The following is a 13,892-nucleotide window of genomic DNA, read 5'->3' as shown; positions in this document are numbered from 1 at the left end:
GCACGCCGTTCACCACCCGGGTAGGGTTTCGACGGTCAGTGCGGGCGACGGATCAGAAGGCGCAGAAGCAACGGATGACGAGACACCCTGGACTGGGTCGGCTGACGGCGGGGCTCGCGACGGCGACGGTGCTGTGCCTGACCGCGAGCGGCTGTGTGACGGTGCACGGGGAGCTCGAAGTGCTGCCCGGGGCGAAGAAGTCCGAGGCCGCGCAGGCGCTGAAGGACTTCACCGACGCCTACAACGCGGCGGACAAGGCGTTCGATCCGGCGCTGGACGCGGACCGGGTGACGGGTTCGCTCGGCGCGATCAACCAGGCGGGCCTGAAGGCGCGGCAGACGTACAACCCGGACGGCAACAAGGCGCACAAGCCGCTGGTGCTGGACGACGCGACCTACATCATCCCCAAGAAGGCGGGCTGGCCGCGCTGGTTCCTCGCGGACACCGACTCCAACCGCGACCAGGACGGCGGGAAGCTGGACACCCGCTGGCTGGTGGTGTTCGTACGGTCGGGCCCCGACGCGCTGTGGAAGGCGTCGTATCTCGCGGTCGTCCCGCCGTCCCAGGTACCGGAGTTCACCCTGGACGAGGACGGGCTCGCCACCCCGGTGGAGCCGGAGGACGAGGCGCTGGCCGTCGCCCCGGCGGATCTGAGCACCTCCTACACCGCGTATCTGCGGGACGGCGAGCCCGATGTGTTCACGCCGGGCACGGCGACCTCGGGCTGGCGCGAGACGCGGCGGACCACCCGGCGGGCGGGGTTCACGTACCAGTACATCGACCAGCCGCTGGCCGGGGCGGCGTTCGCACCGCTCGGGCTGCGCACCGAGGACGGCGGGGCGCTGGTCTTCTTCAGCAGCAAGCACTTCGAGCGTCAGACCGCGGCGAAGGGACTCAGGCCGGAGGTCAACCAGGATGTGAAGGCGCTGCTGACCGGCGAGGTGAACAGCAGCCTCACCAAGGAGCGGGTCTCCAGCCAGCTGGTGCACGTGCCGCCGCGCGCCGGGACGGCCGGGGCCGGCACGGGCTCCGGCGGCAAGGTGCGGATGCTGAACCGGCTGCCGGGCCTGGTCGCGGCGAAGGGCGAATAGGCCGGCAGCGGCCCGGGCGGACGGCTCGCCGAAGGCGGGAGACCGCTCAGGCCGACGGGCGGCCCAGTGGCTCAGCGGCTCAGCGGCCAGGCGATCGAGTCGTGGTCCAGCTCGCTCTGCTCGGCGCTGCCCGCATACCGCGCGCAGGCGTCGGTCAGCGTCTCCAGCAGGGTCAGCGGGTCGGGCAGCTCGTGCTCGGGGCCGCGCACCCAGTGGACGTCCAGCTCACCGGGAAGGCGGGCGGGCGGCAGGAGGACGTAGCTGCCGCGGCAGTGCCAGCGCAGGCCCGGGTGGGCGTCCATGGTCTCGGGGTGGCAGTCCAGCTCGCAGGGCCACCACTCGTCCTCGTCCTCGGGGGTGCCGCGGGTGGCGGTGAAGAACAGCATCCGGTCCTCGCCGGACTGGGCGACCGGGCCGACGTCGATGCCCGCGTCGAGAAGACGCTCCAGGGCGCTGCGGCCGGCGGTGAGCGGAACGTCCAGCACGTCGTGGATCATGCCGGTCGCGGTGATGAAGTTGGCCAGCGGCTGGCCGGCGGCCCAGCGCTCGATCTGGGCGCGGTCGGTGGTCGACTGCGTCTGCCAGGCGAAGGAGACAGGGTGCCGGGCGGGGGTGGGACAGCCGATGCGTTCGCACGAACATCGGTATCCGAGGGGGTGGGCGGCGGGGGCGATGGGCATGCCCGCGTCGGCGACCGCCAGGAGCAGCCCCACTCTGGCCGACTCCTCGGCTTCGGCCCCCGGTGATTTGGGACGTCGCCGCAGCCACTGGGAGATCCTGCTCTCTGTGCCGCGGAAACGGCCGGAATCGGCGCCCATCTATCCCCTCACCTCAGCAGTTCACCTCAGCGTTGTCTGTCCATGGTCGCACCATCCTGCGGTTCGGGTGGCCAGAGTTCAGCAGCGAGGCCGTGTACCACTGCACCGAGTGAGCACCATCACGCCCGATGTCACCACATAACGGATAACGATCACCGCCGGGTCAGGTCCGTGGGGTGAGGCCGCCGAGGGTGTGGTCGACGATCGCATCGGCGTACGCGTGGGTGAGCGGCCGGGTCCGGAGCAGCCAGCGGTGCATCAGCGGGCCGACGAGCAGCTCCAGCGCGATCCGGGGATCGGCGTCGGCGCGGACGTGTCCGGCCTCCTGGGCGGCCCGCAGCCGTGTGACGTACAACGCGAGCTGCGGTTCGAGCAGCTTCTCGACGAATTCGGCGCCCACCTTCGCGTCCACGATGCCCTCGGCGGTCAGTGCGCGGGTGGGGACCGCCAGCGCCGGGTCGTTCAGCTCGTCGACGGTGGCCCGCAGGACGAACTTGAGGTCGGCGGCGAGATCGCCGGTGTCGGGGATGCCCTGGGCGGCCTCGCCGGACTGCGGACCGGCCTCCTCGGCGGCCCGGCCCGCCAGGTCCAGGAAGGCTTCCATGAGCACGGCGGCCTTGGAGGGCCACCAGCGGTAGATGGTCTGCTTGCCGACCCCGGCGCGGGCGGCGATACCCTCGATCGTCGTGCGCCGGTAGCCCACCTCGCCGACGAGGGCGAGGGCGGCGTCGTGGATCGCGCGGCGGGAGCGGTCGCTGCGGCGGCTGGAGTCGGGTGCTTTGGTGGGAGCCATACGGCCAATCTAGCGCCGGGCGAGCCGATACGTATCGTCTTGGTGTGGTCCATGGCGTCTCGCCTCGGCGCCGCACCTGGCGTCCTGACGGCCTCGACCGGGCGGTCCGGTGAACCACCCGATCGGTTCACTGCGGATCCGGCGCGCACGGCGCACCATGGGCTCACGCACAGACCGTGCGCATCCCACCGTTCCGCGGCCGTCGCCGCCGTTCGCGAGGAGCCCGAGTTGAACCGTGACGCCACCCCTCGTCGCTACCTGATGTGCGCACCGACGCACTTCCGGGTCACCTACTCCATCAACCCGTGGATGGACCCGTCCAAACCCGTCGACCTGCCGCTGGCCCAGACCCAGTGGGAGGACCTGCGCGACCGCTACCGGGCCCTCGGCCACACCGTGGAGCTGCTCACGCCCCGCCCGGACCTGCCGGACATGGTCTTCGCCGCCAACGGCGCCACGGTGATCGGCGGCCGGGTGCTCGGCGCGCTGTTCGCGTACCGGGAGCGGTTCGAGGAGGCCGCGGCCCACCGGGACTGGTTCCGGGAGCACGGCTTCGCCGAGGTCCGTGAGCCGGAGCACGTCAACGAGGGCGAGGGGGACTTCGCCGTCACCGCCTCGTATCTGCTGGCCGGGCGCGGCTTCCGCTCCAGCCCGCTGTCGCACATGGAGGCCCAGGAGTTCTTCGGGGTGCCGGTCATCGGCCTCGATCTGGTGGATCCGCGCTACTACCACCTGGACACCGCGCTCTGTGTGCTGGACGCGGCGGCCGACGAGATCATGTACTACCCGGACGCCTTCTCCCCCGCCAGCCGGGCGGTGCTGCGCCGGCTGTTCCCGGACGCGCTGCTCGCCCGGGAGGCGGACGCGGCGGCGTTCGGCCTCAACTCGGTGAGCGACGGGCGCCACGTCCTGCTGCCCCAGGGGGCGACGGGGCTGCTGGACCCGCTGCGGGACCGGGGCTTCGAGCCGGTCCCGATGGATCTGGGCGAGCTGCTCAAGGGCGGCGGCAGCGTGAAGTGCTGCACCCAGGAGCTGCGCGGCTAGGGCGTGTCCGAGGCGCGGTCAGCCGGTGCTCTCCGGCGGCCAGGGATCGCCCCAGGCGATGTTCCTGGCCGCCCGGTAGAGCTCGCCGTGCCGCTTGGTGACCGTGGAGCGGGCCAGGCCCTCCTCGCGGGTGCACAGCTCCAGCAGCACCTGGCCCTTGCGGATCTGCGGCCTGCGGGTGATCCGGGCGGCCGCCGGGGCGGTGGGGAAGCGGGTGGCGACGACGTAACTGAACTTCTCGTCCTCGTGGCTGAGCGAGCCGCCCTTGACCTGCCGGTGCAGCGAGGAGCGGCTGACCCGGGCCGAGAAGTGGCACCAGTCGCTGCCGGGGGCGATCGGGCAGGCGTCGCTGTGCGGGCAGGGGGCCGCGATGCTCAGCCCGGCGGCGATCAGCCGGTCGCGGGCCTCGATGATCCGGGCGTATCCGTCGGGGGTGCCGGGCTCCACGATCACCACGGCCTGCCCGGCGGCCGCCGCCGCGTCGACCAGCTCGGTCCTGGCGGCGGCCGTCAGCTCCTTGAGGACGTAGCTGACGGTGATCAGGTCCGCCGGGTCCAGCGCCGGCGCCGCGCCGATCCGGGCCTGCTCCCAGCGCACCTCGCGGAGCGCCGGCACTCCGGAGGCCTCGGCCAGTTCACGGCCGAGCGCGAGGGCCGGTTCGGCCCAGTCCAGGACGGTGGTGGCAGGGCCCTCCCAGGCCCCGGCGACGGCCCAGCTCGCCGCGCCGGTGCCGCCGCCGACGTCGGTGTGGGTGGCGGGCGTCCAGTCGGGCGCGGCCTCGACGAGGGCGTCGAGGGCGGCCCGTACGGCTTCGAAGGTGGCGGGCATGCGGTACGCGGCGTACGCGACGACGTCGGAGCGGTCGCGCAGGATCGGGGCGTTCGTCGGGGTCTCCCCGCGGTAGCTGGCGATCAGCCGGTCGACGGCCTGCGTGGCCTGCTTGGGCGGCAGTCCGTCGAGCAGCCCGGCCAGCGCCGCGCGCAGGGACTGTGCGGTGGGGAGGGTGACGTTCACCGCCGAATTGTAGGCGGAGGCGACCCGGCGGACGCATTCCGCTTCATCGCCGCCCCAGGGGGTACGGGAGACCACGCGGGCGGCGCGGTGGGCCCGCACAGCAGTTCCAGGTAACCGGTACGGAACAGGATTCTGCCGAACTCCACGCGGCCGGAGGCCTGTTGCTACGCTGGCCCGCGCGTGGACGGCATGAGGTCACGATGGTCCGGCGGGGAGCCATGAGACAGAAGATCGTGCGGCTGACCCTGGTCGGCGGGGTGGTTTTTCTCGCCCTGCTCCTGCTGCTGGCCACCTGCGGCGGCAGCCCCGACCGCGGCGGGAAGGACGACGCGGCCTCCGGGGCGGCGAAGCCGGTGCTGCCGAGCGCGGGTCCGGTGACCCGGCTGACGGTTCCGCCGCAGTACACGACGGACCGGGGCTGGGAGATCATCGGCTCCTCCCCCGACGTCGCCGTCTCCCATGCGACGGGTCTGCTGGCCTATCTGGAGCAGGCCGACGGGAACCGCTACCGGCTGCGCACGGTCGACACGGCCACCGGCGAGCTGGGCTGGAAGAGCCGGGCCTGGCGGCCGCCGGACCCGCTGCACTACCCGAAGCTCGCCACGGTGACCAAGGGCGACCGGCAGTTCTTCGTGACCTGGTCCTACGGGAAGGTCGGCGACGGACTGTCCCCGTCGAGCACCTTCCTCGCGCTCGATCTGTACGACGTCACCAACGGGAAGCGGCAGCGCGTCGAGGTGCCGTGGTCCGGCGCCCCGGACGTCAGCACGACCGGGCCGGACATCGTGATCAGCGACGCGAAGGCGAACAGCACGCTGGTCGACCCGGTCACCGGCGAGGTCTCCGAACTGGGCACGGCCGAGCTGAAGTACCCCAAGGGCTGCACGGCCTGCAAGCAGCTCACCGAGGTGCACGGTCAGACCGCCGGGGGTCTGCTGCTGGGCGGGGCCCGGGAGTTCTGGGTGCGCGGCGGCTGGTTCAGCCGGAAGGTGGCGCCCAAGGGCACCGAGCAGGACAGCGGTGTGGTGACGTCGGTGACCACGGACCAGGTGCTGGCGAAGTGGGCGCCCGCGAAGAAGACCAAGCGGGCGGCGACCCATGAGCTGTGGGCGGTGCACGACGCGGCGACCGGCGAGGTGCTCGCCTCGGTGGAGTGCCACCGGCCCGCCATAAAGCCGGGGCGCTACCCCCAGGCGGTCCTCTCGCCCTCGGGCGAGTATCTGATCGCCGGGAACCTGGCGTTCGATCTGGAGGCGAAGCAGGGCCGCTGCTTCGAGGACGAGGGCGGCACCGCCCATCTGACGCTGGCCACGGTGACGGACGACGGCATCGCGTACGGGGCCGAGAACGCGCGCGACGCCTCGGAGGCGCTGTCCGGCGGCGGGCTCCCGGTCACGATGGACTTCGCGACCTGGAGCACCGAGCGGCTGTCGCGCAACGCCCGGCTGCCGGGGACGGAGACGACGGGGGTCGGGGTGTTCCGCTGGACGGACCGGCAGGACCGCACGCATCTGATCGGCTACCCGCGCACCGGCTGAGCCGTCCCCGGCCTGCTCCTTGAGGCCTCAGAGGCCGCCGGCCTCGCGTCCCGCGCGCTGCCAGGGGCGGCACAGGAGCAGGAAGCAGGCCACCGCCGCCACCGCGCACACGACCTGGACGACGGCCATCGGGACGGCCGTGTCCTCCCCGGCGATGCCGACCAGCGGGGAGGCGATGGCGCCGATGAGGAACGAGGACGTGCCGAGCAGCGCGGAGGCGGAGCCCGCCGCGTGCTTGGTCCGCATCAGGGCCTGGGCGTTGGTGTTCGGCATCGCGAGGCCCATCGCCGACATCAGCACGAACAGCCCGGCCGCGACCGGCACCAGTCCGGCCTCGCCGAAGACGCCGGTCGTCATGAGCAGCAGGGCGACGGCGGCCAGCACGATCACCGCCAGGCCGAAGCCGAGCACCTTGTCGAGGCTGAACCGGCCCACGAGCAGCTTGCCGTTGATCTGCCCGACCGCGATCAGACCGATCGAGTTGAGCCCGAAGAGCAGGCTGAAGGTCTGCGGCGAGGCCCCGTAGATCTCCTGCACGACGAACGGGGAGGCGGAGATGTAGGCGAAGAGGACGGCGAAGGCGAGGCCGCCCGCGATCATGTAGCCGGTGAAGACCCGGTCGGCGAGGAGCCCGCGCATGGTCCGCAGGGCGTCGGTGACGCCGCCGGTGTGGCGGTCGGTGGGCGGCAGCGTCTCGTGCAGCCACTTCCACACGACGAGGGTGAGCGCGATGCCGACGCCGGTCAGGACGACGAAGATGCCGCGCCAGTCGGTGACCCGCAGGACCTGCCCGCCGATCAGCGGCGCGATGATCGGGGCGACGCCGGAGATCAGCATCAGGGTGGAGAAGAACCGGGCCATCTCCACGCCGTCGTAGAGGTCGCGCACCACGGCCCGCGCGATGACGATGCCGGCCGCGCCCGCGAGCCCCTGGAGGAGGCGGAAGCCGATGAGGAGTTCGGCGGTGGGGGCCAGGGCGCAGATCGCGGTGGCGAGGACGTAGACGACCATGCCGAGGAGCAGCGGCTTCCGGCGGCCCCACCGGTCGCTCATCGGTCCGACGACGAGCTGGCCGAGGGCCATGCCGGCCAGGCAGGCGGTCAGGGTGAGCTGGATGGTGGCGGCGGGGGCGCTCAGCGAGTCGGTGACCGCGGGGAGCGCCGGGAGGTACATGTCCATGGACAGCGGCGGCAGTGCGGTGAGTCCGCCGAGGACCAGGGTGACCAGGAGCCCGGTGCGCCGGGCCGCCTTCGCCGCCGGGCCGGGGAGGCCGGGGGCTTCCGGCAGGACAGGGGTGTCCGGCAGGCCTGCGGGGGCGGTGACCTGCGGGGCCGCCGGGTCGACGGCGAGGGCGCCCGCGTCGCCGTGCGGGACGGCCGGGTCGCCGTCGGCGCCGGGTCCGGTGCCGGGGTTCGCGTCGGCTCCGGGACCGGTCCCGGAGGTGGGTATGTGCGCTCGCTGGGCCCGGCTGCCGCCGCTGTCCGGCATTCTCTTCTCCACATCGTTGAATCCGCATCTATGCTCTCAGCTCGGCCGGAGTGGTCGATACCTTTTTCGGGCGGGCTGGGGTGGCGGGCATGGGTGAGACGGTGCGCTGGGGTGTTCTGGCGACGGGCGGCATAGCCGCGACGTTCACGACGGACGTACAGAAGCTGCCCGACGCGGAGGTGGTGGCCGTCGCCTCGCGCACGGAGGCCTCGGCGCGGGCCTTCGCGGAGCGGCACGGGATCGGGCGGGCCTACGGCAGCTGGGCGGAGCTGGTCGCCGACGACGAGGTGGACGTGGTGTACGTGGCCACGCCGCACTCGGCGCACCACGCGGCGGCCGGGCTGGCGCTGCGGGCCGGAAAGCATGTGCTGTGCGAGAAGGCGTTCACGCTCAACAGCCGGGAGGCGGTGGAGCTGGTGGCGCTGGCCCGGGAGCGCGGCCTGTTCCTGATGGAGGCCATGTGGACCTACCTCAACCCGGTGGTCCGCCGGCTGACCGAACTGGTCCGCGACGGGGCGATCGGCGAGATCCGTACCGTACAGGCGGACTTCGGCTTCGCGGGCGACTTCGCTCCGGGGCACCGGCTGCGCGATCCGGACCTGGGCGGCGGGGCGCTGCTGGACCTCGGGGTCTATCCGGTGTCGTTCGCGCAACTGCTGCTGGGCGAGCCGGACCGGGTGCAGGCGGACGCGCTGCTGTCGCCGGAAGGCGTCGACCTGAACACGGGGATGCTGCTCGGCTGGGAGTCGGGGGCGACCGCGCTGCTGTCCTGCTCGATCGTCGGCCACCATCCGACGGCGGCCACCGTGATCGGCACGGCCGGGCGGATCGACATCCCGCGCGACTTCTTCCACCCGGACCACTTCGTGCTGCGGCGGGCGGGCGCGGAGCCGGAGACGATCACCTCGGGGCCCGGTCCGCAGGGGCTCTCGGGCATGCAGTACGAGGCGGCCGAGGTGATGCGCGCGGTGCGGGCGGGCGAGACCGAGTCTCCGCTCGTCCCGCTGGCGGGCTCGCTCGCGGTGATGCGGACGCTCGACGCGGTACGGGACCGCATCGGCGTCCGCTATCCGGCGGACCGCTGAGCCCGGTTACGCGGGGGTGAGCCCCGGGTTCCCCGCCTCGGTGACGAAGGAGGCGGCGGTGGCGAGCGGCGCTCCGGGGGTCGTGACGGCCGCCACCGTACGGAAGTCGGCGCGGGCCTCCTCGGTGCCGAGGGTGACGAGGGCGTAGCCGCGCCGCCCGTTGTAGTGCTTCAGGTGCGGGTTGGCGCGGGTCTGGTTCTCCCAGTTGGCGGGCCGGTCCGCGCCGTCCTTGCCGCTGGAGACGGAGGTGGTGACGATCTCCGTGCCGACGGTGCGCGATGCGGGGTCGTCGAAGTCCTTCTTGAGGTCGAAGGCGTAGGAGACGTGGACGTCTCCGGTGAGGACCATCAGGTTCTCCACCCCGGCGGCCTCGGCCCCGGCCAGGATCCGCTGCCGGGAGGCCGGGTAGCCGTCCCAGGAGTCCATCGACAGCTTGTAGGCGTCGGTGGGCACATTGCGCCGCCGGGCGAAGGTGACCTGCTGCGGGACGACGTTCCAGGTGGCGCCGGAGGCGCGCCAGCCGTCGATCAGCCAGCGTTCCTGGGTGGCCCCGGTCATGGTGCGCGCCGGGTCCTCGGACTCGGGCCCGGGGGTGCGCCAGCCGTCGCCGTACGCCTGGTCGCTGCGGTACTGGCGGGTGTCGAGGATGTCGAACTGAGCGAGCCGGCCGAAGCGGAGGCGGCGGTAGAGCGTCATGTCCGGGCCGGTGGGGCGCTGCGGGGTGCGCAGCGGCTGGTTCTCCCAGTACGCGCGGTACGCGGCGGCGCGGCGCAGCAGGAACTCCTCGGGGGGTACGTCGTTCTCCGGGATCTCGCCCCCGTAGTTGTTCTCGGTCTCGTGGTCGTCCCAGGTGACGACGAAGGGGTGGGCGGCGTGGGCGGCGCGCAGGTCCGGGTCGGACTTGTAGAGGGCGTAGCGCAGCCGGTAGTCCTCCAGGTTCTGCGTCTCGCGGTTGTAGTGCGCGGGGAGGGTGCGGTCGGTGTAGTTCCGCGCCCCGCCGGTGGCGGTGACGGCGTACTCGTACAGATAGTCGCCGAGGTGGAACACCACGTCGACGTCCTCGGCGGCGAGGTGGCGGTGGGCGGTGAAGTACCCGTCGTGGTACGCCTGGCAGGAGACGGCGGCCAGGGTGAGGGAGCTGTTACGGGCTCCGGGGGCCGGGGCGGTGCGGGTGCGGCCGACCGGGCTGGTCCAGCCGCCGGTGCGGAAGCGGTAGTAGTAGATCCGGCCGGAGTCGAGGCCCCGGACCTCGGCGCGGACGCTGTGGGCGAACTCCGGGTGGGCGGTGACCGATCCGCGCCGCTCGACGCGGCGGAAGCGCTCGTCGCGGGCCACCTCCCAGCGCACCTCGACCCGGCCGGCCGGCAGTCCGCCGCCCGGCTCGTAGGGGCGCGGGGCGAGCCGGGTCCAGATCAGGACGGACCCGGGGTGCGGGTCGCCGGAGGCGACACCGAGGGTGAACGGGTCCTCGGTGATCCGGCGGGAGTCGAGTTCGGCGGCGCTCGCCGTGCCGGCGGCGGGCAGGTTCACGGCGAAGGCGAGCGCGGCGGCGGCCCCGGTGACGGTCAGGAAGCGCCTGCGCCCCACGCCCGGTTCCAGTAAGCGGGCGGCGGTGCGGAGTTCGTCGGTTCGGGTGTTCTGATCGGGCGTCATGATGGTCCGTGCGGCTGTCATATGCCCCTCCTCAGCCCGGATGCTGTCGGGATTCATGGCAGTCGGCCGCGACGACTCACCGTTGTCGCGTGCACAACATCCGCATGGCGGGTCGATGAGCACCGCGTGCCCTGTGCACGGATCCGTCCCGTACGCTGCCGGGCCATGAACACTGAGCAGACAGCACGGACCGAGCGGACCGGCAGGAAGGTCGCCGTCGTCACGGGTGCGGGATCGGGGATCGGGCGGGCCGTCGCGCTCGCCCTCGCACGCGCGGGCTGGTCGCTCGCGCTGGCGGGCCGGCGGGCCGAGCCGCTGGCGGAGACGGCGGCCGCCGCCGGGGACACCGAGGCGCTGTGCGTCACCACGGACGTGACGGACGCCGACGAGGTCGCCGCGCTCTTCACCGCCGTACGGGACCGGTACGGCCGGCTGGACCTGCTGTTCAACAACGCGGGCACGTTCGGCCCCGGCGGCGTGGCGCTGGAGGATCTCGCCGCCGATGACTGGCGGGCGGTGGTGGACGTGAACCTGACGGGCGCGTTCCTGTGCGCGCAGGCGGCGTACCGGCTGATGAAGGAGCAGGACCCGCAGGGCGGCCGGATCATCAACAACGGCTCGATCTCCGCCCACGCACCGCGCCCGCACTCGGTCGCGTACACCGCGACCAAGCACGCGATCACCGGGCTGACGAAGTCGCTGTCGCTGGACGGCCGCCCCTACCGGATCGCCTGCGGGCAGATCGACATCGGCAACGCGGCGACGGAGATGACCGAGCGGATGCGGACCGGGATCCTCCAGGCCAACGGGGAACTGGCGGTGGAGCCGGTGATGGACGCGGCCGACGTGGCGCGGACGGTGCTGCACATGGCGGAGCTGCCGTTGGAGGCGAACATCCAGTTCGCCACGGTCCTGGCGACGAACATGCCGTACGTCGGACGAGGCTGAGCCGGAACGCGACCACATTCGATCCGAACCTGCCCGAACTGGCCACTTGCTGAACGGATTCGCAATTTTTCTCTCCCTATGCGGAAGCATCGGCGCGGGCAGGACGGTCAAGCTCCGGACCGGCAAGGGCAAGAACGTCTCGGGCACCGTGCACGGGAACCGGGGCCCGTACGTCTGGAACAACACCGGCGACAGAGCCCGGCTGATCAAGCCGAACGGGAAGCTCCAGGACTCCTGCTCCTGGAAGAAGTCCACGAAGGCGAACAAGGGCGTCAGGAACTGCCACTGACGCACCCGAGGAGAGCCGGTCGCGGAACGGGGGGCCGCGACCGGCCCTTGCGCGCGCCGTACCGGGAATGAGGGGCGCGACGGCGCGGTTGGAGTGGTGCATGACACATGATCACGGACCCGAGGTCCTGCGCTACACCGCCTTCTCCGCCGACCCGGCGGGCGGGAACCCCGCCGGTGTCGTCCTGGACGCCTCCCGTCTCGACGAGGAGCGGATGCTCGCCGTCGCGGCGGAGGTGGGCTACAGCGAGTCGGCGTTCCTGACGGAGCGGACCGGCGAAGGCGCGTACACGATCCGCTACTTCAGCCCGAAGGCCGAGGTGCCCTTCTGCGGCCACGCCACGGTCGCCACGGCGCTCGCGCTGGCGGAGCGGGACGGGCCGGGAGAGCTGGAGTTCGCCACGGCCGCGGGTACGGTGCCGGTCACCGTCGTCCGCGAGAACGGTGAGCTCCGCGCCACCCTGACCAGCGTGGCCCCGCGGGTCGAGGAGGCCGACGCGGCGGACCTGGCGGAGGCGCTGGCGGCCCTGGACTGGGCGGCCGCCGATCTCGACCCGGCCCTGCCGCCCCGGATCTCCTACGCGGGCGCCCGGCACCTGGTCCTGGCCGCCGCCACCCGGGAGCGGCTGGCGGACCTGGACTACGACTTCGCGCGGCTCGAAGCGCTGATGCACCGGCTGGACCTGACCACCCTGCAACTGGTGTGGCGCGAGGGGCCCGAGCTCTTCCACGTCCGCGACCCGTTCCCGGTGGGCGGGGTCGTGGAGGACCCGGCGACAGGCGCGGCGGCGGCGGCCTTCGGCGCGTACGCGCGCGAGCTCGGGGCCGTACCGGAGGCGGCGGTGCTGACGCTGCACCAGGGAGCGGACATGGGCCGCCCCGGCACGCTCACCGTCGAACTGCGGGCGGACGACGCCCGGGTCCGGGTCAGCGGAACGGGCGCCCGGATCAGCTGACCGGCGCCCCGCCGCACGGGGAGTGCGGATCAGCGGCCGGGGCGCGGATCAGCGGCCGGCGGACTCCTTGGCTCCGGCGTGCCTCTCGGCCGGGGAGACGTGGGCGAACCAGCGCTCCGTCTCCTCCGGTTCGACGGCGCGCTCCAGGACGGCGTCTCCGCGCATCCCGGGGAAGAAGCGGCCCGCCGGCCAGGACAGCCGGCCGGACGGCTCGTCCAGGACCAGCAGCCGGACGCCGTCGACGACCGGGATGTCGGCCGGAGCGCCCTCGTTGCGGATCGGACCGCCGTCCGGGGCCGCCAGGTCGAAGGAGCCCACGGTCTCCACCTGCCCGGGGGTCTCCCGGCAGACGGCCGCTTCCTGCGACGACGGCGCGTGGCCCTCGACATGGCCGCCGCCTATCAGCGCGTCGGCGAGCAGCGTGTGCAGCTGGAAGTTGTCGCCGATGCCGGAGATCCGCAGGAAGTACCCGGTGCCGCTCGCCCGGTGGAGGGCCACGAGCGGTTCGTCGTCCAGCACCAGGAGGGCGTGGGCGAGCGACCTGAACTCCTGGCCGGACGCCTGTGCCACGGTGGCGAGCAGACGCAGCAGCTCATGCCGGGACGCGACACGGGCGCGCACCCCCCGGTGGTTCAGCAGGGCGACGGCCGCCATCTCCCACTGACGGAGCGTCCACCAGCCGAGCGCCGCGTCGAGGCCCGCACGCTCGACGACGTCCCTGCCCGGCTCGGCGTCGCGCGGTACGGGAAACGCTCCGCCGCCGGTCGCGGCCCACGCGTCGGCGAACGCCACGGCCTGCTCCAGCGCCGACCGCAGCCCGGCGAGGACACCCGGCGCGCAGCGCTCGGCGTCCGCACCGCGCTCGACACAGGCCCCCACGAGGACGGCGACGACGGCACGGGGGCCGGGCGGCACCCGGTCCAGTACGGCGGCGAGCCGCGGCCCACCGTCCAGCACCTCCGACTCCTTGGCCTGGCCGTAGGTCTCCTGCAGCCGGAGGAACGCCTTGCCGGACCGCTTGGCGTCCTGCGCGGTGGTGGCGGCCTCGAAGTCCGCGACCGCACCTCCGAACCCGGATCTACCGAATATCATTCCAGCACTTTATCGACGTGCCGTCGGACACCGCGAAGCCGGTCACCAACAGGGCTTCCCGGGCCCGCCACCCAAGGCTGCCCC

General features: G+C 72.9%; 11 protein-coding genes and 2 pseudogenes. 7 read left to right on the top strand and 6 right to left on the bottom strand.

What is annotated here, in order from left to right:
- The first annotated feature begins 74 nt into the window (after positions 1 to 74).
- The gene (locus AC0VY3_RS08965; RefSeq protein WP_475549366.1) at positions 75 to 1,091 is read left to right on the top strand and encodes an SCO2278 family lipoprotein; all 1,017 of its coding nucleotides are present in this window, start codon (positions 75 to 77) and stop codon (positions 1,089 to 1,091) included.
- 71 nt (positions 1,092 to 1,162) lie between these two features.
- Here AC0VY3_RS08965 and AC0VY3_RS08960 read toward each other — a convergent pair whose 3' ends face one another.
- On the bottom strand, positions 1,163 to 1,909 hold the full coding sequence (locus AC0VY3_RS08960) for a bifunctional DNA primase/polymerase (protein ID WP_103509116.1): 747 nt from the start codon (positions 1,907 to 1,909) through the stop codon (positions 1,163 to 1,165).
- A gap of 163 nt (positions 1,910 to 2,072) precedes the next feature.
- The gene (locus AC0VY3_RS08955; protein WP_103509115.1) at positions 2,073 to 2,702 is read right to left on the bottom strand and encodes a TetR/AcrR family transcriptional regulator; all 630 of its coding nucleotides are present in this window, start codon (positions 2,700 to 2,702) and stop codon (positions 2,073 to 2,075) included.
- A 207-nt stretch (positions 2,703 to 2,909) separates the two neighbouring features.
- On the opposite strand from AC0VY3_RS08955, the pseudogene ddaH reads away from it, so the two are divergent.
- Positions 2,910 to 3,746 (top strand): annotated as a pseudogene (gene ddaH / locus AC0VY3_RS08950) (dimethylargininase); the annotation flags it as partial.
- Positions 3,747 to 3,764: 18 nt separating this feature from the next.
- Here ddaH and AC0VY3_RS08945 read toward each other — a convergent pair.
- Entirely contained in the window at positions 3,765 to 4,760 is a 996-nt protein-coding gene (locus tag AC0VY3_RS08945; RefSeq protein WP_475549365.1) for a small ribosomal subunit Rsm22 family protein, read from the bottom strand.
- Positions 4,761 to 4,978: 218 nt separating this feature from the next.
- On the opposite strand from AC0VY3_RS08945, the gene AC0VY3_RS08940 reads away from it, so the two are divergent.
- On the top strand, positions 4,979 to 6,298 hold the full coding sequence (locus tag AC0VY3_RS08940) for a hypothetical protein (RefSeq protein ID WP_475549364.1): 1,320 nt from the start codon (positions 4,979 to 4,981) through the stop codon (positions 6,296 to 6,298).
- A gap of 27 nt (positions 6,299 to 6,325) precedes the next feature.
- On the opposite strand, the gene AC0VY3_RS08935 is transcribed toward AC0VY3_RS08940, so the two are convergent.
- The gene (locus tag AC0VY3_RS08935) at positions 6,326 to 7,786 is read right to left on the bottom strand and encodes a multidrug effflux MFS transporter (protein ID WP_475549363.1); all 1,461 of its coding nucleotides are present in this window, start codon (positions 7,784 to 7,786) and stop codon (positions 6,326 to 6,328) included.
- A gap of 89 nt (positions 7,787 to 7,875) precedes the next feature.
- Here AC0VY3_RS08935 and AC0VY3_RS08930 point away from each other — a divergent pair, with 89 nt between their 5' ends.
- Positions 7,876 to 8,871 carry a Gfo/Idh/MocA family protein gene (locus AC0VY3_RS08930; RefSeq protein ID WP_103509134.1) on the top strand — a complete coding sequence of 332 codons (996 nt, stop codon included), beginning with the start codon at positions 7,876 to 7,878 and terminating at the stop codon, positions 8,869 to 8,871.
- A gap of 6 nt (positions 8,872 to 8,877) precedes the next feature.
- On the opposite strand, the gene AC0VY3_RS08925 is transcribed toward AC0VY3_RS08930, so the two are convergent.
- On the bottom strand, positions 8,878 to 10,545 hold the full coding sequence (locus AC0VY3_RS08925) for an alkaline phosphatase D family protein (RefSeq protein WP_475549362.1): 1,668 nt from the start codon (positions 10,543 to 10,545) through the stop codon (positions 8,878 to 8,880).
- Positions 10,546 to 10,689: 144 nt separating this feature from the next.
- On the opposite strand from AC0VY3_RS08925, the gene AC0VY3_RS08920 reads away from it, so the two are divergent.
- The 3 genes and pseudogenes from AC0VY3_RS08920 to AC0VY3_RS08910 all read left to right on the top strand — a co-directional run bounded on the left by AC0VY3_RS08920 (position 10,690) and on the right by AC0VY3_RS08910 (position 12,716).
- Positions 10,690 to 11,472, top strand: a complete 783-nt coding sequence (locus AC0VY3_RS08920; RefSeq protein ID WP_103509111.1) for an SDR family oxidoreductase — start codon at positions 10,690 to 10,692, stop codon at positions 11,470 to 11,472.
- An 85-nt stretch (positions 11,473 to 11,557) separates the two neighbouring features.
- Positions 11,558 to 11,761 (top strand): annotated as a pseudogene (locus tag AC0VY3_RS08915) (lamin tail domain-containing protein); the annotation flags it as partial.
- A 100-nt stretch (positions 11,762 to 11,861) separates the two neighbouring features.
- Positions 11,862 to 12,716, top strand: a complete 855-nt coding sequence (locus AC0VY3_RS08910) for a PhzF family phenazine biosynthesis isomerase (RefSeq protein WP_103509110.1) — start codon at positions 11,862 to 11,864, stop codon at positions 12,714 to 12,716.
- A gap of 48 nt (positions 12,717 to 12,764) precedes the next feature.
- Here the strand turns inward: AC0VY3_RS08910 and AC0VY3_RS08905 are convergent, their stop codons facing one another.
- Positions 12,765 to 13,808 carry a hypothetical protein gene (locus tag AC0VY3_RS08905; protein WP_103509109.1) on the bottom strand — a complete coding sequence of 348 codons (1,044 nt, stop codon included), beginning with the start codon at positions 13,806 to 13,808 and terminating at the stop codon, positions 12,765 to 12,767.
- Positions 13,809 to 13,892 lie beyond the last annotated feature (84 nt).

The sequence above is a fragment of the Streptomyces sp. iso_384 genome, from assembly GCF_056172905.1.
The sequence above is the reverse complement of the archived record's forward strand: the minus strand, read 5'-3'. Positions and strand labels throughout refer to the sequence as shown.

Coding starts and splice junctions, on each gene's coding strand:
- AC0VY3_RS08905 (WP_103509109.1), bottom strand. CDS start 13,808: ATGATATTCGGTAGATCCGGGTTCGGAGGTGCGGTCGCGGACTTCGAG.
- AC0VY3_RS08925 (WP_475549362.1), bottom strand. CDS start 10,545: ATGACAGCCGCACGGACCATCATGACGCCCGATCAGAACACCCGAACC.
- AC0VY3_RS08935 (WP_475549363.1), bottom strand. CDS start 7,786: ATGCCGGACAGCGGCGGCAGCCGGGCCCAGCGAGCGCACATACCCACC.
- AC0VY3_RS08965 (WP_475549366.1), top strand. CDS start 75: ATGACGAGACACCCTGGACTGGGTCGGCTGACGGCGGGGCTCGCGACG.
- AC0VY3_RS08955 (WP_103509115.1), bottom strand. CDS start 2,702: ATGGCTCCCACCAAAGCACCCGACTCCAGCCGCCGCAGCGACCGCTCC.
- AC0VY3_RS08920 (WP_103509111.1), top strand. CDS start 10,690: ATGAACACTGAGCAGACAGCACGGACCGAGCGGACCGGCAGGAAGGTC.
- AC0VY3_RS08910 (WP_103509110.1), top strand. CDS start 11,862: ATGACACATGATCACGGACCCGAGGTCCTGCGCTACACCGCCTTCTCC.
- AC0VY3_RS08930 (WP_103509134.1), top strand. CDS start 7,876: ATGGGTGAGACGGTGCGCTGGGGTGTTCTGGCGACGGGCGGCATAGCC.
- AC0VY3_RS08940 (WP_475549364.1), top strand. CDS start 4,979: ATGAGACAGAAGATCGTGCGGCTGACCCTGGTCGGCGGGGTGGTTTTT.
- AC0VY3_RS08960 (WP_103509116.1), bottom strand. CDS start 1,909: ATGGGCGCCGATTCCGGCCGTTTCCGCGGCACAGAGAGCAGGATCTCC.